General features: G+C 53.2%; 21 protein-coding genes and 1 other annotated feature. Of the genes, 15 read left to right on the top strand and 6 right to left on the bottom strand.

Features of this window, described 5'->3' with window-relative positions; all coding sequences use genetic code 11:
* Positions 1 to 8: 8 nt before the first annotated feature.
* From oppC to HMPREF1144_RS19785, 4 genes are read left to right on the top strand one after another with little or no spacing between them, the layout of a single operon-like run.
* On the top strand, positions 9 to 917 hold the full coding sequence (oppC, locus tag HMPREF1144_RS19800) for an oligopeptide ABC transporter permease OppC (protein ID WP_004121697.1): 909 nt from the start codon (positions 9 to 11) through the stop codon (positions 915 to 917).
* 11 nt (positions 918 to 928) lie between these two features.
* The gene (locus HMPREF1144_RS19795) at positions 929 to 1,942 is read left to right on the top strand and encodes an ABC transporter ATP-binding protein (protein ID WP_004851823.1); all 1,014 of its coding nucleotides are present in this window, start codon (positions 929 to 931) and stop codon (positions 1,940 to 1,942) included.
* Positions 1,939 to 2,943 (top strand): murein tripeptide/oligopeptide ABC transporter ATP-binding protein OppF, encoded by a 1,005-nt coding sequence (gene oppF, locus HMPREF1144_RS19790; RefSeq protein ID WP_009653716.1) that lies wholly within the window; start codon positions 1,939 to 1,941, stop codon positions 2,941 to 2,943. Before HMPREF1144_RS19795 ends, oppF begins: the two co-directional genes overlap by 4 nt.
* Positions 2,944 to 2,987: 44 nt before the next feature.
* On the top strand, positions 2,988 to 3,824 hold the full coding sequence (locus HMPREF1144_RS19785; RefSeq protein ID WP_004851820.1) for an ion transporter: 837 nt from the start codon (positions 2,988 to 2,990) through the stop codon (positions 3,822 to 3,824).
* A gap of 73 nt (positions 3,825 to 3,897) precedes the next feature.
* On the opposite strand, the gene HMPREF1144_RS19780 is transcribed toward HMPREF1144_RS19785, so the two are convergent.
* Positions 3,898 to 4,227, bottom strand: a complete 330-nt coding sequence (locus tag HMPREF1144_RS19780; RefSeq protein ID WP_004103097.1) for an HI1450 family dsDNA-mimic protein — start codon at positions 4,225 to 4,227, stop codon at positions 3,898 to 3,900.
* 34 nt (positions 4,228 to 4,261) lie between these two features.
* Positions 4,262 to 5,722 (bottom strand): cardiolipin synthase, encoded by a 1,461-nt coding sequence (gene cls / locus HMPREF1144_RS19775; protein ID WP_009653730.1) that lies wholly within the window; start codon positions 5,720 to 5,722, stop codon positions 4,262 to 4,264.
* A gap of 143 nt (positions 5,723 to 5,865) precedes the next feature.
* Here cls and HMPREF1144_RS33060 point away from each other — a divergent pair, with 143 nt between their 5' ends.
* Positions 5,866 to 6,039, top strand: coding sequence for a YciY family protein (locus HMPREF1144_RS33060; RefSeq protein ID WP_004851815.1), 174 nt, complete (start codon positions 5,866 to 5,868; stop codon positions 6,037 to 6,039).
* 282 nt (positions 6,040 to 6,321) lie between these two features.
* Positions 6,322 to 7,422, top strand: a complete 1,101-nt coding sequence (locus tag HMPREF1144_RS19765) for an NADH:flavin oxidoreductase/NADH oxidase (RefSeq protein ID WP_004851814.1) — start codon at positions 6,322 to 6,324, stop codon at positions 7,420 to 7,422.
* Between the two features lie 212 nt (positions 7,423 to 7,634).
* Here HMPREF1144_RS19765 and HMPREF1144_RS19760 read toward each other — a convergent pair whose 3' ends face one another.
* Positions 7,635 to 7,931, bottom strand: a complete 297-nt coding sequence (locus HMPREF1144_RS19760; protein WP_004103089.1) for a YciI family protein — start codon at positions 7,929 to 7,931, stop codon at positions 7,635 to 7,637.
* A 211-nt stretch (positions 7,932 to 8,142) separates the two neighbouring features.
* Between HMPREF1144_RS19760 and tonB the strand changes: the two genes are divergently transcribed.
* A complete protein-coding gene (gene tonB / locus HMPREF1144_RS19755; protein ID WP_009653770.1) occupies positions 8,143 to 8,880 on the top strand; it encodes a TonB system transport protein TonB in 738 nt (245 codons plus the stop codon).
* 19 nt (positions 8,881 to 8,899) lie between these two features.
* Here tonB and HMPREF1144_RS19750 read toward each other — a convergent pair whose 3' ends face one another.
* The 3 genes from HMPREF1144_RS19750 to pfkB form a co-directional block, all read right to left on the bottom strand.
* Positions 8,900 to 9,772, bottom strand: coding sequence for a fructosamine kinase family protein (locus HMPREF1144_RS19750; protein ID WP_004851808.1), 873 nt, complete (start codon positions 9,770 to 9,772; stop codon positions 8,900 to 8,902).
* A gap of 106 nt (positions 9,773 to 9,878) precedes the next feature.
* Entirely contained in the window at positions 9,879 to 10,163 is a 285-nt protein-coding gene (ghoS, locus tag HMPREF1144_RS19745; protein ID WP_009653733.1) for a type V toxin-antitoxin system endoribonuclease antitoxin GhoS, read from the bottom strand.
* Positions 10,164 to 10,257: 94 nt separating this feature from the next.
* Positions 10,258 to 11,187 carry a 6-phosphofructokinase II gene (pfkB, locus tag HMPREF1144_RS19740; RefSeq protein WP_004851804.1) on the bottom strand — a complete coding sequence of 310 codons (930 nt, stop codon included), beginning with the start codon at positions 11,185 to 11,187 and terminating at the stop codon, positions 10,258 to 10,260.
* 289 nt (positions 11,188 to 11,476) lie between these two features.
* Between pfkB and HMPREF1144_RS19735 the strand changes: the two genes are divergently transcribed.
* From HMPREF1144_RS19735 to pheS, 8 genes are all read left to right on the top strand, one after another.
* Positions 11,477 to 12,235: a YdiY family protein gene (locus tag HMPREF1144_RS19735; protein WP_042928099.1), complete on the top strand. Its 759-nt coding sequence runs from the start codon at positions 11,477 to 11,479 to the stop codon at positions 12,233 to 12,235.
* 270 nt (positions 12,236 to 12,505) lie between these two features.
* Positions 12,506 to 12,739, top strand: a complete 234-nt coding sequence (locus tag HMPREF1144_RS19730; RefSeq protein ID WP_009653767.1) for a hypothetical protein — start codon at positions 12,506 to 12,508, stop codon at positions 12,737 to 12,739.
* A 449-nt stretch (positions 12,740 to 13,188) separates the two neighbouring features.
* A complete protein-coding gene (gene thrS / locus HMPREF1144_RS19725; protein ID WP_004102966.1) occupies positions 13,189 to 15,117 on the top strand; it encodes a threonine--tRNA ligase in 1,929 nt (642 codons plus the stop codon).
* Positions 15,118 to 15,120: 3 nt separating this feature from the next.
* The gene (gene infC, locus HMPREF1144_RS19720) at positions 15,121 to 15,663 is read left to right on the top strand and encodes a translation initiation factor IF-3 (RefSeq protein WP_052746887.1); all 543 of its coding nucleotides are present in this window, start codon (positions 15,121 to 15,123) and stop codon (positions 15,661 to 15,663) included.
* Between the two features lie 96 nt (positions 15,664 to 15,759).
* Entirely contained in the window at positions 15,760 to 15,957 is a 198-nt protein-coding gene (gene rpmI / locus HMPREF1144_RS19715; RefSeq protein ID WP_001124225.1) for a 50S ribosomal protein L35, read from the top strand.
* 50 nt (positions 15,958 to 16,007) lie between these two features.
* Positions 16,008 to 16,364, top strand: coding sequence for a 50S ribosomal protein L20 (gene rplT, locus HMPREF1144_RS19710; protein WP_004102963.1), 357 nt, complete (start codon positions 16,008 to 16,010; stop codon positions 16,362 to 16,364).
* Between the two features lie 118 nt (positions 16,365 to 16,482).
* Positions 16,483 to 16,608: a sequence feature (Phe leader region), on the top strand.
* Positions 16,488 to 16,532, top strand: a complete 45-nt coding sequence (gene pheM, locus HMPREF1144_RS33055; protein ID WP_001386830.1) for a pheST operon leader peptide PheM — start codon at positions 16,488 to 16,490, stop codon at positions 16,530 to 16,532. (Overlaps the previous feature by 45 nt.)
* A gap of 153 nt (positions 16,609 to 16,761) precedes the next feature.
* Complete coding sequence (gene pheS / locus HMPREF1144_RS19705; RefSeq protein ID WP_004851795.1) at positions 16,762 to 17,745, top strand: phenylalanine--tRNA ligase subunit alpha; 984 nt, start codon at positions 16,762 to 16,764, stop codon at positions 17,743 to 17,745.
* Positions 17,746 to 17,758: the final 13 nt, after the last annotated feature.

Below are 17,758 nucleotides of genomic sequence, written 5' to 3'. Positions count from 1 at the left end.
GGTTCGCCATGATGTTAAGTAAGAAAAACAACGAGGCGCTGGAAAACTTCAGTGAAAAGCTGGAAGTCGAGGGGCGCAGCCTCTGGCAGGACGCCCGCCGCCGCTTTATGCATAACCGTGCTGCGGTTGCCAGCCTGATTGTGCTGGTGATCATCGCGCTCTTTGTCACCATCGCGCCGATGGTATCGCAGTTTTCCTATTACGATACCGACTGGGGCATGATGTCCAGCGCCCCCGATATGGAGTCCGGACACTACTTTGGGACCGACTCCTCAGGTCGCGACCTGCTGGTGCGGGTGGCGATCGGCGGACGTATCTCGCTGATGGTCGGCGTGGCTGCAGCGCTGGTGGCGGTGATTCTGGGAACGCTTTACGGGTCGCTTTCCGGCTATCTGGGCGGCAAGGTGGATTCAGTGATGATGCGCCTGCTGGAAATCCTCAACTCCTTTCCGTTTATGTTCTTCGTCATCCTGCTGGTGACCTTCTTTGGCCAGAATATCCTGCTGATTTTTGTTGCCATTGGGATGGTCTCCTGGCTGGATATGGCGCGTATCGTTCGCGGTCAGACCCTAAGCCTGAAGCGAAAAGAGTTTATTGAAGCCGCGCAGGTCGGCGGTGTTTCAACCGGCAATATCGTAATCCGCCATATCGTGCCTAACGTGCTTGGCGTGGTCGTAGTGTACGCCTCCCTGCTGGTCCCGAGCATGATTCTGTTTGAATCCTTCTTAAGCTTCCTCGGCCTGGGTACCCAGGAGCCGTTAAGTAGCTGGGGCGCGCTGCTCAGCGATGGCGCGAACTCAATGGAAGTATCGCCGTGGCTGCTGCTGTTTCCTGCCGGTTTTCTGGTGGTAACGCTGTTTTGTTTTAACTTTATCGGCGATGGCCTGCGTGATGCCCTCGACCCGAAAGACCGCTAAGGAGCGCCGACATGAGTACGATGGAAACGGCGAAAGCGCCGCAGGCAGCACAACAATCCGGATTGCTTCTGGATGTGAAAGATCTCCGCGTCACCTTTGCGACTCCCGATGGCGATGTGACTGCGGTCAACGATCTCAATTTTAATCTACGGGCGGGGGAAACCTTAGGCATCGTAGGCGAGTCCGGTTCCGGTAAGTCGCAAACCGCTTTTGCGCTGATGGGCCTGCTGGCCGCCAACGGCCGTATCGGGGGGTCAGCGACCTTTAACGGGAAGCAGATCCTTAACCTCCCGGAGCGCGAACTGAATAAGCTGCGCGCCGAGCAGATCTCAATGATTTTTCAGGATCCGATGACGTCGCTTAATCCGTATATGCGGGTAGGCGAACAGCTGATGGAAGTCCTGATGCTGCATAAAGCGCTGAGCAAAGCCGAAGCCTTTGAAGAGTCGGTGAAAATGCTGGATGCGGTCAAAATGCCCGAGGCGCGCAAACGGATGAAAATGTATCCGCACGAGTTTTCCGGCGGGATGCGCCAGCGCGTCATGATTGCGATGGCGCTGTTGTGCCGGCCTAAGCTGCTGATTGCCGATGAGCCGACAACGGCGCTGGACGTAACCGTGCAGGCGCAAATAATGACATTGCTTAATGAGCTCAAGCGCGAGTTCAATACGGCGATCATTATGATTACCCACGATCTCGGCGTCGTCGCCGGGATCTGCGATAAGGTGCTGGTGATGTACGCCGGACGCACGATGGAATATGGTCAGGCGCGCGACGTCTTCTACCACCCCTCTCATCCTTATTCTATTGGCCTGCTCAATGCGGTCCCGCGCCTGGATGCGGAAGGCGACGCCCTGTTAACGATTCCGGGCAACCCGCCGAACCTGCTGCGTTTGCCGAAAGGCTGTCCATTCCAGCCGCGTTGCCCGCACGCGATGGAGATTTGCAATAGCGCTCCGCCTCTGGAGGAGTTTGCGCCGGGCCGCCTGCGCGCCTGCTTTCAACCGGTGGGGGATTTGCTATGAACGCCGTAACGGAACAAAGAAAAGTCCTGCTCGAAATCGCCGATCTGAAAGTGCATTTTGATATCAAAGACGGCAAACAGTGGTTCTGGCAGCCGTCGAAAACGCTGAAAGCGGTAGATGGCGTAACGCTGCGTCTGTATGCAGGGGAAACGCTGGGCGTGGTCGGGGAGTCCGGCTGCGGAAAATCGACCTTCGCGCGCGCCATCATCGGTCTGGTGAAGGCTACCGACGGTAAAGTCGCCTGGTTAGGTAGAGATTTGCTGGGGATGAAAGCCGACGAATGGCGCGACGTGCGCAGCGATATTCAGATGATCTTTCAGGATCCGCTGGCGTCGCTAAACCCGCGCATGACGATCGGGGAAATCATCGCCGAGCCGCTGCGCACCTATCATCCCAAAATGCCGCGTCAGGAAGTTCGCGATCGCGTTAAGGCGATGATGATGAAAGTGGGGCTGCTGCCGAACCTGATTAACCGCTATCCGCATGAATTCTCCGGCGGCCAGTGCCAGCGCATCGGTATTGCCCGTGCGCTAATTCTTGAACCGAAGCTCATTATCTGCGATGAGCCGGTGTCAGCGCTGGACGTGTCGATTCAGGCGCAGGTAGTGAATCTGCTGCAGCAGCTGCAGCGGGAAATGGGACTGTCGCTGATTTTTATCGCCCATGATCTGGCGGTCGTGAAGCATATCTCCGATCGCGTGCTGGTGATGTATCTTGGCCATGCCGTGGAGCTCGGCACCTATGATGAGGTGTATCATAATCCGCTGCATCCCTATACCAAAGCGCTGATGTCGGCAGTGCCGGTTCCGGACCCTGATAAGGAAAAGAATAAAACGATCCAGCTTCTGGAGGGAGAATTGCCATCGCCGATTAACCCGCCGTCGGGATGCGTATTCCGCACCAGATGTCCGATTGCCGGGCCGGAGTGCGCTAAGACGCGACCGGTGCTGGAGGGCAGTTTCCGCCATGCGGTTTCCTGCCTGAAGGTGGACCCGTTATAATCTCAGGGGCTGACGTTAGTCAGCCTTTTTTTAGCGAGGTTAACGTGGCTTTTCATATTCATGCCGCTCGTCTGCGGCTGTATCATTTACTCTTCGATCAAAACCGACGATCCGGTCGGCATTTCGAGGGACTTTGCGGCGTATTTGCCCTGCTTAGCGTGCTGGTGATATTTATCGAGTCCGGGCTCGGAACGCAATATCATCTGACCTTAGACGAATGGCATATTTTCGTCTGGCTCGAACTTGTCGTGACGGCGGTTTTTACCTTTGAGTATTTTCTGCGCATTATCAGCTGGCCGAATCCGCTAAAGTATATTTTCAGCTTTTGGGGCATTATTGACCTAGCCACCATTTTACCGCTTTACGTTATGTGGCTGTGGCCCGAGATCAGTATTGAGTACGTGTTTGCCTGGCGGGCCATGCGCGCTATTCGGGCGTTGCGTATCCTTAAGCTGCTGCGCTTTATGCCGTCGTTGAATATTTTCTGGGCCGCTATCGTCAGCGCTCGCCACCAGCTGATCCTGTTCTATTCTTTTATTGCCATCGTCATGGTGATCTTTGGCTCCCTGATGTATCTGGTTGAGGGGCCGCGATACGGTTTTACTACGCTGAACGCGTCGGTTTACTGGGCGATAGTGACGATAACCACGGTAGGGTATGGCGATATTACGCCGCATACGCCGCTGGGGCGAATTTTGGCCTCCATTCTTATCTTAATTGGCTACTCGATTATTGCGATTCCCACCGGCTTAATTACCAGCCATATGACCACCGCATTTCAGAGTCGCCGGACTCAGCGCCAGTGCCCGCATTGCCAGCATAACGTTCATGAAAAAGACGCTCGCTACTGCAACGCCTGCGGCAGCGAACTGCCTGAATAACTAAAAAAGCCTGCCCCGGTTAACTCAGGCAGGCTTCTACTTTTATATATAAGCTATTTGCTTAAGAAAGAGCTTATTCGCGCCACAGGATATGACAGAGCTTGTGGTCTTTTTCACGACACAGCAGCACGCGCGCAAAAATATCGTTAATTTCGCCGCCATCTTCATCGGCCAGACCAATGACCACTTCAGCAAAGAAGTCAGGGTTAAGGTCAAAATCGACGTGCTCTTCCCAGTCAGGCGCCGGATCGAAGAGCTCGGCGCCGCCGCGTTCTTCAAACTGCAGGTTGAACAGAATGACATCCGCCGGATCGAGGTTGTCGACGGCCAGTTCGAGGAAAATGTCGTAAGCCTGTTCAAGCGTTTCGTCTTCGGTCAGGCGATTGTTTAAATCCATATCCATGATTGCTACCCATTAAACATCTGATTGGCACGTTTTACAGCAACGGACTGAAGAAGTAAAACAGTCGCTCGGCGATCCGCTGCCACAGCGGACGTTTTAACCACAGCCTGGCGTCCAGCAGGCGCGAGCGGGAGATGTAATCGTCCTGCACCGCAGCCAGATCGCTGCCAAATCCGGCATCGTCAATCACCAGCGTAATCTCGAAGTTGAGCCACAGGCTGCGCATATCGAGGTTTACGGTGCCCACAAGGCTAAGTTCGCCGTCAACCAGCACGCTCTTAGTATGCAGCAGACCGCCTTCAAACTGGTAAATCTTTACCCCGGCAGCCAGCAGCTCGGTAAAGAAGGCGCGACTGGCCCAGCCCACCAGCAGCGAATCGTTCTTGCGCGGCAGAATGATGCTGACATCGACGCCGCGCTGGGCAGCGGTACAGATGGCATGCAAAAGGTCGTCGCTGGGCACAAAGTAGGGGGTCGTCATGATCAAATGCTCTTTGGCCGCGTAGGCGGCAGTCAGCAGAGCCTGATGGATCAAATCTTCCGGAAAACCCGGACCCGAGGCGATAGTGTGAATTGTGTGCCCGCTGGCCTCTTCGAACGGCATAATGTTCGCGTCCGGCGGCGGCGGTAAAATACGTTTGCCGGTTTCAATCTCCCAGTCGCAGGAGTAGACAATGCCCATCGCTGTCGCTACCGGACCTTCCATTCGCGCCATCAGATCGATCCACTGGCCAACGCCGGAGTCCTGCTTAAAGAAACGCGGGTCGACCAGATTCATACTGCCGGTATAGGCAATATAGTTATCGATCATGACCATTTTACGATGCTGACGCAGGTCCATACGGCGCAGAAAGACGCGCATCAGGTTGACCTTCAGGGCTTCGACGACTTCAATGCCGGCATTACGCATCATGGCGGCCCAGGGGCTACGGAAAAACGCCACGCTCCCGGCGGAGTCGAGCATCAGCCGGCAGTGTACGCCGCGCCTTGCCGCCGCCATCAATGATTCGGCGACCTGATCGGCCATGCCGCCGGGCTGCCAGATATAGAACACCATCTCAATATTGTGACGAGCGAGCTGGATATCGCGGATGAGCGCCTGCATGACGTCATCGGATTCGGTGAGCAGCTGGAGCTGATTGCCTTTGACGCCGCCAATGCCCTGCCGACGTTCGCAGAGCTTGAACAAGGATTCCGCGACCGGACTATTCTCCTCGGCAAAGATATGCTTGCAGGCTTTGAGGTCCTTTAACCACTTGGCCGTTGAGGGCCACATGGCCCGCGCGCGTTCGGCGCGGCGTTTACCCAGATGCAGTTCGCCAAACGAGAGATAGGCGATAATGCCCACCAGGGGAAGAATATAAATGACAAGCAGCCACGCCATCGCTGACGGGACCGCGCGTCTTTTCATTAATATCCGTAATGTTACACCGGCGATAAGTAGCCAGTAACCGAGTATAACCAGCCAGTTCACCACCGTGTAAAAGGTTGTCATAGATGAAAAATCCTTTTGAATGACTTGATGACATGAGTTTACGCATCATCATCCATCTGGCAAATAAAAACGCAGCGAAAGCGTTGGTTAGCCAGATTCATCGGTCTATAATGCAGGCTGTTTTTACTTGTAGAGTAGTTGCAATGAAGCGTAGTAGAACGGAAGTAGGGCGCTGGCGCATGCTTCGGCAGGTGAGTCGCCGTAAAGCACGCTGGCTGGAAGGCCAGTCGCGTCGTAATATGCGCATCCTCTCCATCAGAAAGGAGCTGGTTAAACGGCAACGTCACTCTCTGCTGTTCACCTTCTCTGAATGTTGAGAGTCGAAACAAAAGGCACCGCTCGCGGTGCCTCTGTTTTATCAGCGTTTTGTTCTTAGCATACATTCTTATACTGTCATCTCTCTTTCTTCTGCCGGCGAAACCCGGTTTCTCGCGGGCTCCTGCGTTATTGTTTGCATCAGCAGCGGCGGGCAGGAAGTCGCATCGCGCCATACCTCATCAGACTGGCCCAACGCGTATAAACGCAAAAAACGGGAAGTGCCATGCATCAACACATGCTACTTATAATGTCCGTAAGGCTTATATTATTGAGAGGTATCTATGAGTCAACTTTTTAGTCCGGTGCGAATCGGTAAGCTGGAACTTGAGAACCGTATTGTCATTGCGCCAATGTGCCAGTACTCCGCCGACAATGGCAAGGCGACGGCATGGCATCGTATCCATCTCGGACAACTGGCTTTTTCCGGCGCGGGCTTACTGATTATCGAAGCCAGCGCTGTAGAGCCCGCCGGACGCATTACCCCGGCTGATCTGGGCTTATGGAATGACGAAACGGAAGCCGCATTACGCACCGTGCTGACCGATATCCGCCAGTACGCTTCAATCCCCATCGGTATCCAGCTGGGCCATGCCGGACGAAAAGCCTCTTCCGCAGCTCCCTGGCTGGGGGGACACCAGCTGGCGCATGATTCTGGCGGATGGGACACGGTTGCGCCATCAGCGCTGGCCTATGGTGAAGGTGAACGACCTCCGGTTGAACTTACTCAGGACCACATGAAACGCATCAAGCAGTCATTCGTAGACAGTGCCAGACGCGCTGAGCGGATGGGTATTGAATTGATTGAACTGCATGCCGCGCATGGTTACCTGTTGCACCAGTTCCTTTCACCGCTCAGTAACCAGCGTACCGATGAATACGGCGGCTCGCTGGAGAACCGTTTGCGTTTTCCGCTCGAGATATTCCGGTCCATCCGTGAGGCCGTCAGTCAGGACATCGCGGTGGGCGTCCGACTTTCAGCAACAGACTGGGTGGATGGCGGCTGGGATAACGCTCAATCGATTATCTTCAGCCAGCAGCTTGAGGCGCTTGGCTGCGACTATATTCATGTTTCCAGCGGCGGTCTGTCGCCTCATCAGGCAATTCAGGTGGGCCCCGGCTATCAGCTGCCGTTCGCGCGTGAAATCCGCGAGAAGGTGAATATCCCGGTGATCGGTGTGGGTCTGGTGACGGAAGCGCAGCAGGCGGAAGAGGCGCTACAAAATGGCGACGCCGACCTCATCGCCATTGCCCGCGCCGTGCTCTACAATCCGCACTGGCCATGGCATGCCGCGGCAGCCCTGGGCGCTCAGGTGAGCGTTCCGCCGCAGTATCTTCGCTCAGAACCGCATGGTCTTAAGGGAACGCTGAAGTCCAACAGGTAATTAACCATAGAAAGTCGGCGGTGCTGATACACTGCCGGCAAATGGCTATCATCAGGGCGCGACCTAAAGAGATCGGAATGCAGAACCGGGGATGTGGAGAGACATAAGGATGGCGACCATTCCGTACTCGCGTACATTAGAAATGTCCTCTAATGAACGATCGCCATAGATTAAAATTTTAACGCGTTCTTATTGCTTAAGCATTTTATAGGCTAAAAAACCTTTTTATACGGTTTCACCGAGACTTTCTGATAAACCCCTGCGGCGATATAGGGATCGTCATTGGCCCATGATTGCGCCGCTTCCAGCGATTCAAATTCCGCAATGACCGTTGAGCCGGTGAAGCCCGCCGCGCCGGGTTCATTACTGTCTACGGCAGGCATTGGGCCGGCGGTCAGTAAACGACCTTCATCATGTAATAATTGCAAACGCGCCAGATGGGCGGGACGTACCGATGTCCGTTTTTCCAGAGAGTCGGCGATATCTTCAGCGTAGATAACGTAAAGCACGGCATGGCTCCTTATCAATAAATTGGCGAATCACGTTAAGTGAAACCGTCGTTGACTGCAATGCAAAGATGATCACGATCCCCAGAATGCCACGTCCCGGGGGCTTTTTGTCAGAAAACAGGGCAAATTTTGATACAAGCCAACAACCCTAGTTGAATATGATTGCTATTTGCATTTAAAATCGGGGCATCATTTTTCAACAGAAACGACTATGAGCGCAATGACCTTTGATTTACCTCGCCGCTTTCCGTGGCCTACGCTACTGTCTGTGGTTATCCACGGCAGTGTTATCGCGGGGTTGCTCTATACTTCGGTACATCAGGTTATTGAACGGCCGGCACCCTCACAGCCCATTGAAATCACTATGGTGGCCCCGGCAGATCTGGAACCGCCTCAGGCGGCTCAGCCGGTCGTTGAGCCCGTTGTTGAACCGGAGCCAGAACCGGAACCGGAAGTGATGCCTGAACCGCCAAAAGAGGCGCCGGTTGTTATCCATAAACCGAAGCCAAAACCGAAGCCAAAGCCTAAACCGAAGCCGGAAAAAAAGGTCGAACAACCGAAGCGTGATGTAAAACCGGTGGAAACGCGCCCGGCCTCGCCGTTTGAAAATACAAATACGGCGCCGGCGCGCACCGCGCCGAGCACCTCAGCCGCGACCGCTAAACCCACCGTGACGGCGCCTTCCGGGCCGCGGGCGCTAAGCCGCGGAGAGCCGAGCTATCCGGCTCGTGCCCAGGCGCTGCGTATTGAAGGAAGCGTACGGGTTAAGTTTGACGTCACGCCGGACGGGCGCGTGGACAACGTGCAGATCCTCTCCGCCCAGCCTGCCAATATGTTTGAGCGTGAAGTGAAAAACGCTTTACGTAAGTGGCGCTATGAACCGGGTAAACCGGGAACCGGCATTACCATGACCATTCAGTTCCGTCTGAAAGGCGTACAAATTAGCTAATCCTCAAAAACAAGGCCCCTTAAGGGGCCTTATCCATGAACACCTCATCAAGCGCTTTCTGCGCCGTCACCAAGTGCTGTCCGCCAAACAGAATCGCCCGATTCAGCAGCGTATAGAGCTGGTAGATGGGCTGCCGCTCGAGAAAGCCGGACGGCAGCGGCGATACGGACTGATAGCCGTCATAGATTTGCGGCGGCTGTTCCGGATGCAGCGGGAGCATCGCCAAATCGCATTCGCGATCGCCCCAGTAGCAGGCGGGGTCGAAAATATAGGGCCCGTTTGGCCCGAGCGCGCAGTTACCGGACCATAAGTCACCGTGAAGCAGCGATGGCTGCGGCTGATGACTGCTCAGCCGTTGCTGAACAATATCAACAAGATGATCGATATCACCAAAATGCAGGCCTTTCTCGGCGGCGAGTTCCAGCTGCCAGCCGATGCGCTGTTCGGCAAAGAACGTGGACCAGCGACGCTGCCAGGCGTTCGGCTGGGGAGTGGTGGAGAGATCGTTGTCAAAATCCAGACCAAACTGCGGTTGATCGCTCCATTGATGTAAATGGGCGATTTGCTGGCCTAACAGGAAAGCGTTGTGCGCATCCAGCGGGCGAGGAGGGAGGTATTCCATCACCAGAAAGCTGTAATCTCGATCGCTGCCCACGGCAAAAACCTGCGGTACGTTCACCGTTTTACTGCGCGACAGGAGTTCAAGCTGGTCAGCCTCGGCCGTGAAGATGGGTAACAGCTCGCGTTCGTCGCATTTTACGAAGTAATCTCGCCCGCCATAGCGTAAATGCCAGGCAGCGTGTATCTCTCCACCGGGTAGTTCGTTTCGCAGTTCGATTTCAGCTGCTTCGGTATGCAAATCGCGTAACAAATTGCTGATAGCTTGCCACATGCCGTCTCTCCCCATGTTTTCCAACATTTCATAAGGTTAGCGCATAACCCCGGCGTAAAATTCGAACTGACGCACAACTGGACGTTTTCCGTTGCGTCAATCGCACTTATTGAGCTTTTAACCACTCGCTGAATGTGACCACGGTGACGTCGACGGGTCTTCCCAGCGCGGTTTCGGCTAAACCTGCGCTTAAGGCGTTGACTTCCTCGGCATTCTGCATGGAAAGCAGGCCGAAGGTGTTGGTGCCGAGCTCGTGGACGTTCCCTTCATCATCGTTTAAGACGAGGGTAAATCCGGCGCGGGTGAGGTGATTACTGAGTTCGTTAATTTCCGTTAACGTCTCTTCGTGAAAACGAACCGTGACGACCCAGGCAATAATTTCGCTACTCATTTTTCACCCCGTTGTTATCCATGGCATTTTTAGCATAGACCATCATGCTGATTTGGCGACTCCCTCTGTCTTCCCAGAGGGAGCGAAGGCGTTATCAACCGCGCAGATAGTGGTAGATTTTTTGCGTATTATCCAGCGAGCAAAGGCGGGTGCCCTGATTGATGGTTGCCGCACTACCCGCCGCAACGCCAAAGCGAACCATATCTTCAAGCGAGGCGTTTTCCGCCAGCCTTAAGGTCATTGCGCCGACCATACTGTCACCGGCGCCGACGGTGCTCTGGCTTTTCATCGGCGGCGGTACTACCTGAACGCTACCCTGGGCATCAACGCCGAGCGCACCCTGGGCGCCGAGGGAGACGACGACGCGCTGGACTTTGCCCGACCGAATGAGCTCCTGCGCCGCAAGACGCACATCATCCGGCTGGGTCAGATCGCGCTGTACCAGCGCGCTAAGCTCTTTCTGGTTTGGCTTAACCAGCTCGATATTGCCGACATCAAGCGCTGCGGCGAGCGCGTCACCGGAACTATCAACAATACAGCGCAATCCATGCTGCTGAGCGTTTTTGACCAGCTGCGTCAGATTATCGACGCTGATGCCGGGCGGGAGACTTCCGCTAATCACCAGCAGGGAACCCGGGGCGATGGCGAGGACTTTTTCCTCAAGGAGCTGGAGCTCCTCCTTAGTTAACGCTGCGCCCGGCATCACGAAACGATATTGCTCGCCGCTGGCGTTCACATGCACGTGAAGATTCTGCCGCGTCCAGTCATGGGTCTCTACCGTATCGACGGGAACATGTTCATCCGTCAGCAGCGCCGTCAGGTGTTCGCCTGTCGCCCCGCCGACGGGAAAGATGGCTGTGGCGCTGCCGCCAAGAAAAGTGATGGCTCGCGCAACGTTAATTCCGCCGCCGCCGGGTTCAAACACGGGAGCGCTACAGCGCAGTTTGCCTTCCGGGTAAATTTGCGGGGTCTGGGTTGCGCTATCGAGCGAGGGGGCTAACGTGAGCGTATAGATTTTGGTCATCCAGTTTCCTCCATAATACGAATTTAGCTGCTCTGGTTTTAAGCATGGCACTTAAAGGAGGGAAGGGGAAGCGACGCGCCACTTATACAACGCAACCTCTTTTTATCTTTATGAAATAAAAATTGTTTTGAGAAGCGTCTTATACAAAAAACGAAAGAGTAATTGATTGCTAAGTTAATCGTGCTTTTTTATAATTTACTCCCTTTCTTAGGACCGGCTATCCGCGATCCTCGCGAAAGCTCCCGGGACCATCCAGGTCTCCTTATAGGTTGTACGGACTTAAAATTAAATGAAGCTTTTGAAGACAGTACCCGCAGCGGTGTCGCTCGCGGGAGGGCTTTTTGCGTCTGCGTGCGCAATGGCCGATGATTCCGTTTTTACTGTCATGGATGACCCATCTTCTGCTAAAAAACCTTTCGAAGGTACTGTTAACGCCGGTTATCTGGCGCAGTCCGGCAATACGAAAAGTTCCTCAATGACCGCCGATTCCACGTTGACCTGGTATGGCAATATCACCGCCTGGTCGCTGTGGGGAAATGCCAGCAATACGTCGTCAAACGATCAGCGCTCTTCGGAAAGGTACGCGGTGGGGGGACGTAGCCGTTACAACCTGACTGACCAGAACTATATATTTGGCCAGGCCAGCTGGCTGACGGATCGTTACAATGGTTATCAGCAGCGTGATGTGTTTACCGCAGGTTATGGTCGACAGATTATGAACGGACCGGTACACAGCCTGCGTTTTGAATTTGGTCCTGGCGTACGCTACGACGAGTATACCGACGGCGATACTGATACTCAGCCGTTGGGCTATGCTTCCGGCACTTACGCCTGGCAGATGACCGATAACGCCAAATTTACGCAAGGTGTTTCTGTATTCGGCGCGGAAGATACGACGCTGAACTCCGAAAGCGCGCTGAACGTTGCCATTAATGCTCACTTTGCCCTCAAGGTCGCCTATAACCTGACGTGGAACTCTGAGCCGCCGTCATCGGCGCCGGAACACACCGATCGCCGTACCACGCTATCGCTCGGTTATAAAATGTAATATTTCAGGCCAGATATTCTGGCCTGATTGTTTTAAATTTGGCAATAAGTGGCATTATTATTTTTGGTCTCTCGTTTTGTTTTTTATAAAAAGAAATCGTCTTCATAATTTCCCCACAATTGCTATTTTGCTGACAAATATGCAGTTAATTTGACACGAAAAGATAAATATTGGGTCGGACAAAAATGTGATCTGGATCTATACTGTTGCACACAGGCGGCGATAACGACGCCGTTCTATTTATCCGAAACAAATAAGAGAATGACTATCATGAGAAATAGCAAAATCGCACTCGCGGCCGTGATGCTGTGCACGCTGTCTTTTGGCGCATTTGCCGCCGCTCCCGCACCGCAGCCGGGTAATAACGAGCATACCCAAGTTGGCATCGCCAAAGCTACCGATGTCGAAGCAGGCTCCAACATAGCGCCGGGCTCACAGACTACCGGGCAGTCAATGAATGATGCTTTTGATGTTCATAAACTTGTCGCCGGCGAATGGTCCTGATATTTCATTGTTCTTGAACATCATCTTTTAATTATTTCGTGAAGCAGCAAACCGGGTAATGCCGTACCGGTTTTGCTTTCCGCACTTTGTGTTAAACATGCATAATTGATGTGAAAGCATAAATATTCTTTATGCGTCATATCGTCCTGCCGCGCTCTTTTGCCGCACGGTTCCGCAGCAATTACGCTGGATTTGTTGCGCCGCGACCTTTTTTTCCATCAGCAATAACCATTTAAGTCTCATGTGACTTTTATCACGCACTAATGATGTGTAAACTAACCGTCGGTGTTATCAACAGGCGGCTGCAGGTGGGTACGCGTCGGTGAACGAGCGTGCACATATTTTCGCAGAGTGAAGCGGGAACTGGGCCTGAACGTGTTGATAATTATGATTATATTGTTTTGTATGTGCTCTTTCGTGCGGGGCACCACTGCAAATAAGGACATGAAATGCCTGTAATTACGCTTCCTGATGGCAGCCAACGCCATTTTGATCACGCTGTGAGCCCGATGGACGTCGCTCTGGATATTGGCCCCGGTCTGGCGAAAGCCACCATTGCCGGCCGCGTCAACGGCGAGCTGGTTGACGCCTGCGACTTAATTGAAAACGACGCGACGCTCTCTATCATCACCGCGAAAGATGAAGATGGACTTGAGATTATTCGTCACTCCTGTGCGCACCTTTTGGGGCACGCGATTAAACAGCTGTGGCCAAATACCAAGATGGCGATCGGCCCGGTTGTCGACAACGGTTTCTACTATGATGTCGATCTGGACCATACCCTGACCCAGGAAGATATCGACGCGCTCGAAAAACGTATGCACGAGCTCGCCGAGAAAAACTACGACGTCATTAAGAAGAAAGTCAGCTGGCACGAAGCGCGTGAAACCTTCGTGAAGCGCGGCGAGAGCTATAAAGTCTCCATTCTTGATGAAAACATTGCGCATGATGACAAACCCGGTTTGTATCATCATGAAGAGTATGTCGACATGTGCCGTGGGCCGCATGTGCCGAATATGCGTTTCTGTCATCATTTCAAACTGATGAAGACCGCTGGCGCTTACTGGCGCGGCGATAGCAACAATAAAATGCTGCAGCGCATCTACGGAACCGCATGGGCAGATAAAAAAGCCTTAAATGCCTATCTGCAGCGTCTGGAAGAAGCCGCTAAGCGCGATCACCGTAAAATCGGTAAGCAGCTCGACCTGTATCATATGCAGGAAGAGGCGCCGGGCATGGTGTTCTGGCATAACGACGGCTGGACTATCTTCCGCGAACTGGAAACTTTTGTGCGTTCTAAGCTGAAAGAGTACCAGTATCAGGAAGTTAAAGGCCCGTTTATGATGGACCGCGTGCTGTGGGAAAAAACCGGCCACTGGGACAACTATAAAGATGCGATGTTCACCACCTCTTCCGAGAACCGTGAATACTGCATCAAGCCGATGAACTGCCCGGGCCACGTGCAGATCTTCAACCAGGGGCTGAAATCCTACCGCGATCTGCCGCTGCGTATGGCTGAATTCGGTAGCTGCCATCGTAATGAGCCGTCAGGCGCGCTGCATGGCCTGATGCGCGTACGTGGCTTTACTCAGGACGACGCCCATATCTTCTGTACTGAAGATCAGGTTCGCGATGAAGTGAACGCCTGTATTCGCATGGTCTACGATATGTACAGCACCTTTGGCTTCGAGAAAATCGTCGTCAAGCTGTCGACTCGCCCGGAAAAACGCATCGGCAGCGATGAGACATGGGATCGTGCTGAAGCGGATCTGGCCGTGGCGCTGGAAGAGAACAACATCCCGTTTGAGTATCAGCTGGGTGAAGGCGCGTTCTACGGTCCGAAAATTGAATTTACCCTGTATGACTGCCTCGATCGTGCATGGCAGTGCGGTACTGTACAGCTGGACTTCTCCCTGCCGCAGCGTTTAAGCGCCTCTTATGTGGGTGAAAATAACGAACGACAGGTACCGGTAATGATTCACCGCGCGATTCTTGGTTCGCTGGAGCGCTTTATTGGCATCCTGACCGAAGAGTTTGCGGGCTTCTTCCCGAGCTGGCTGGCGCCGGTGCAGGTTGTGGTCATGAATATTACTGATTCTCAGGCTGAATACGTTAACGAATTGACGCGTAAACTACAAAATGCGGGCATTCGCGTAAAAGCAGACTTGAGAAATGAGAAGATAGGCTTTAAAATCCGCGAGCACACTTTACGTCGTGTCCCTTACATGTTGGTCTGTGGCGACAAAGAGGTAGAAGCCGGCAAAGTTGCCGTGCGTACCCGTCGTGGCAAAGACTTGGGCAGCCTGGACGTAAATGAAGTTATCGAGAAGCTGCAACAAGAGATTCGCAGCCGCAGTCTAAAACAACTGGAGGAATAAGGTATTAAAGGCGGAAAACGAGTTCAAACGGCACGTCCGAATCGTATTAATGGCGAGATTCGCGCCCTGGAAGTTCGCTTAACTGGTCTGGAAGGCGAAGCTTTGGGTATTGTGAGTCTGAGAGAAGCGATCGAAAAAGCTGAAGAAGCTGGAGTAGATTTAGTTGAAATCAGCCCTAACGCCGAACCGCCAGTTTGTCGTATCATGGACTACGGCAAGTTCCTTTATGAAAAGAGCAAGTCTTCTAAGGAACAGAAGAAAAAGCAAAAAGTTATCCAGGTTAAGGAAATTAAGTTCCGTCCTGGCACCGACGATGGCGATTATCAGGTAAAACTCCGCAGCCTGATTCGCTTTCTGGAAGATGGCGATAAGGCCAAGATCACGCTGCGTTTTCGCGGCCGTGAGATGGCCCACCAACAGATCGGTATGGAAGTGCTTACCCGCGTCCGTGACGATCTGAGTGAACTGGCAGTAGTCGAATCCTTCCCAACGAAGATCGAAGGCCGCCAGATGATCATGGTGCTCGCTCCTAAGAAGAAACAGTAAGGCCTTCAAGTAGCAATGTCTGTGGAGCCTGCGGGTTCCGCAGTCATTGTTCGCCTATGTTTCGTTTATTAACAATGCGAAGTGGAAGTTATTAAAATGCCAAAAATTAAGACCGTACGCGGTGCTGCTAAGCGCTTCAAAAAAACCGGTAAAGGTGGTTTTAAGCACAAGCACGCTAACCTGCGTCACATTCTGACCAAAAAAGCTACCAAGCGTAAACGTCACCTGCGTCCGAAAGCCATGGTTTCTAAAGGCGATCTGGGCCTGGTCATCGCGTGCCTGCCGTACGCATAAGTCGTTAACCCTTTTAACTTTTTAATTAGAATAGATACAGGAGAGCACATATGGCTCGCGTAAAACGTGGTGTAGTTGCCCGTGCACGTCACAAGAAAATTTTGAAACAAGCTAAAGGCTACTACGGTGCGCGTTCTCGCGTATACCGCGTTGCCTTCCAGGCTGTTATCAAAGCTGGTCAGTACGCTTATCGTGACCGTCGTCAGAAAAAGCGTCAGTTCCGTCAACTGTGGATTGCGCGTATCAACGCAGCAGCACGTCAGAACGGTATTTCTTACAGCAAATTCATCAACGGCCTGAAAAAAGCCTCTGTTGAAATCGACCGTAAGATCCTGGCTGACATCGCCGTATTCGACAAATTAGCGTTCACCGCGCTGGTTGAAAAAGCGAAAGCAGCTCTGGCATAAGCCAGTTGAAAGAGGGAGCTTGTCTCCCTCTTTTCGTTTCAAGACTATCAATACATTGACTTTTATCCGCGTAAGCTTTTCAATATCGATCTTACGTTTTTTACCAGACAAGGTAATGCAAGCATGAATGCTGCTATTTTCCGCTTCTTTTTTTACTTTAGCACCTGAACTCAGGAGGCTAGCGCGTGAAAGAAGAAACGGAAAACAGCGCCAAAAAGCCTCCCACTGTGGAGGCTTTTTTTGTATCTGAACTGGCTTGTTCTATTTCAAGCTCCAGACGTGCGGATTGACCGGGTCATTCGGTCAAATGGCGAATGACCCGCCGTCTGCGGCTCGAAATAGTGAAAGCAAAATAATAACCATAACCGGTGTCTGCACCGACATAATGAGGAAAACCATGTCACATCTCGCAGAGCTGGTTGCCAGTGCGAAGGCAGCCATTAACGAGGCATCAGATGTTGCTGCGCTGGACAACGTCCGCGTGGAATACCTGGGTAAAAAAGGGCTCCTGACCCTTCAGATGACGACCCTGCGTGAGCTGCCTGCTGAAGAGCGCCCGGCAGCCGGCGCGGTTATCAACGAAGCGAAAGAGCAGGTCCAGCAGGCGCTTAACGCGCGTAAGTCAGATCTTGAAAGCGCCGCTCTTAACGCGCGCCTGGCCTCGGAGACCATCGATGTCTCTCTGCCGGGGCGTCGTATTGAGAACGGCGGCCTGCATCCGGTGACCCGTACCATCGATCGTATTGAAAGTTTCTTCGGTGAGCTCGGCTTTACCGTCGCGACTGGCCCGGAAATCGAAGATGACTACCACAACTTCGATGCGCTGAATATTCCTGGCCACCATCCGGCACGCGCTGACCACGACACTTTCTGGTTTGATGCCACGCGCCTGCTGCGTACGCAAACCTCAGGCGTGCAGATCCGCACTATGGCTAACCAGCAGCCGCCGATCCGCATTATTGCGCCAGGCCGCGTCTATCGTAACGACTACGATCAGACCCACACCCCAATGTTCCATCAGATGGAAGGCCTGATCGTTGATACCAACATCAGCTTTACCAACCTGAAGGGAACGCTGCACGATTTCCTGCGTAACTTCTTTGAAGAAGATCTGCAGATTCGTTTTCGTCCGTCCTATTTCCCGTTCACCGAGCCGTCGGCCGAAGTCGACGTTATGGGGAAAAACGGGAAATGGCTGGAAGTGCTCGGCTGCGGGATGGTGCATCCAAACGTACTGCGCAACGTGGGTATCGATCCGGAAATCTATTCCGGCTTTGCCTTCGGCATGGGTATGGAGCGTCTGACCATGCTGCGCTACGGCGTGACCGACTTACGCGCGTTCTTCGAAAACGATCTGCGTTTCCTCAAACAGTTTAAATAAGGGCAGGACAGAA

Source organism: Klebsiella sp. OBRC7, assembly GCF_000293135.1.
Classification (GTDB): domain Bacteria; phylum Pseudomonadota; class Gammaproteobacteria; order Enterobacterales; family Enterobacteriaceae; genus Klebsiella; species Klebsiella michiganensis.
The sequence above is the reverse complement of the archived record's forward strand: the minus strand, read 5'-3'. Positions and strand labels throughout refer to the sequence as shown.

Bases quoted from the DNA above. Each gene is read 5' to 3' on its own strand.
- HMPREF1144_RS19780 (WP_004103097.1), bottom strand. From the start codon at position 4,227: ATGGATATGGATTTAAACAATCGCCTGACCGAAGACGAAACGCTTGAA.
- thrS (WP_004102966.1), top strand. From the start codon at position 13,189: ATGCCTGTAATTACGCTTCCTGATGGCAGCCAACGCCATTTTGATCAC.
- rplT (WP_004102963.1), top strand. From the start codon at position 16,008: ATGGCTCGCGTAAAACGTGGTGTAGTTGCCCGTGCACGTCACAAGAAA.
- ghoS (WP_009653733.1), bottom strand. From the start codon at position 10,163: ATGAGTAGCGAAATTATTGCCTGGGTCGTCACGGTTCGTTTTCACGAA.
- HMPREF1144_RS19750 (WP_004851808.1), bottom strand. From the start codon at position 9,772: ATGTGGCAAGCTATCAGCAATTTGTTACGCGATTTGCATACCGAAGCA.
- pheS (WP_004851795.1), top strand. From the start codon at position 16,762: ATGTCACATCTCGCAGAGCTGGTTGCCAGTGCGAAGGCAGCCATTAAC.
- pfkB (WP_004851804.1), bottom strand. From the start codon at position 11,187: ATGACCAAAATCTATACGCTCACGTTAGCCCCCTCGCTCGATAGCGCA.
- rpmI (WP_001124225.1), top strand. From the start codon at position 15,760: ATGCCAAAAATTAAGACCGTACGCGGTGCTGCTAAGCGCTTCAAAAAA.
- tonB (WP_009653770.1), top strand. From the start codon at position 8,143: ATGAGCGCAATGACCTTTGATTTACCTCGCCGCTTTCCGTGGCCTACG.
- HMPREF1144_RS33060 (WP_004851815.1), top strand. From the start codon at position 5,866: ATGAAGCGTAGTAGAACGGAAGTAGGGCGCTGGCGCATGCTTCGGCAG.
- HMPREF1144_RS19735 (WP_042928099.1), top strand. From the start codon at position 11,477: ATGAAGCTTTTGAAGACAGTACCCGCAGCGGTGTCGCTCGCGGGAGGG.
- HMPREF1144_RS19795 (WP_004851823.1), top strand. From the start codon at position 929: ATGAGTACGATGGAAACGGCGAAAGCGCCGCAGGCAGCACAACAATCC.
- oppC (WP_004121697.1), top strand. From the start codon at position 9: ATGATGTTAAGTAAGAAAAACAACGAGGCGCTGGAAAACTTCAGTGAA.
- HMPREF1144_RS19730 (WP_009653767.1), top strand. From the start codon at position 12,506: ATGAGAAATAGCAAAATCGCACTCGCGGCCGTGATGCTGTGCACGCTG.
- cls (WP_009653730.1), bottom strand. From the start codon at position 5,722: ATGACAACCTTTTACACGGTGGTGAACTGGCTGGTTATACTCGGTTAC.
- oppF (WP_009653716.1), top strand. From the start codon at position 1,939: ATGAACGCCGTAACGGAACAAAGAAAAGTCCTGCTCGAAATCGCCGAT.
- HMPREF1144_RS19765 (WP_004851814.1), top strand. From the start codon at position 6,322: ATGAGTCAACTTTTTAGTCCGGTGCGAATCGGTAAGCTGGAACTTGAG.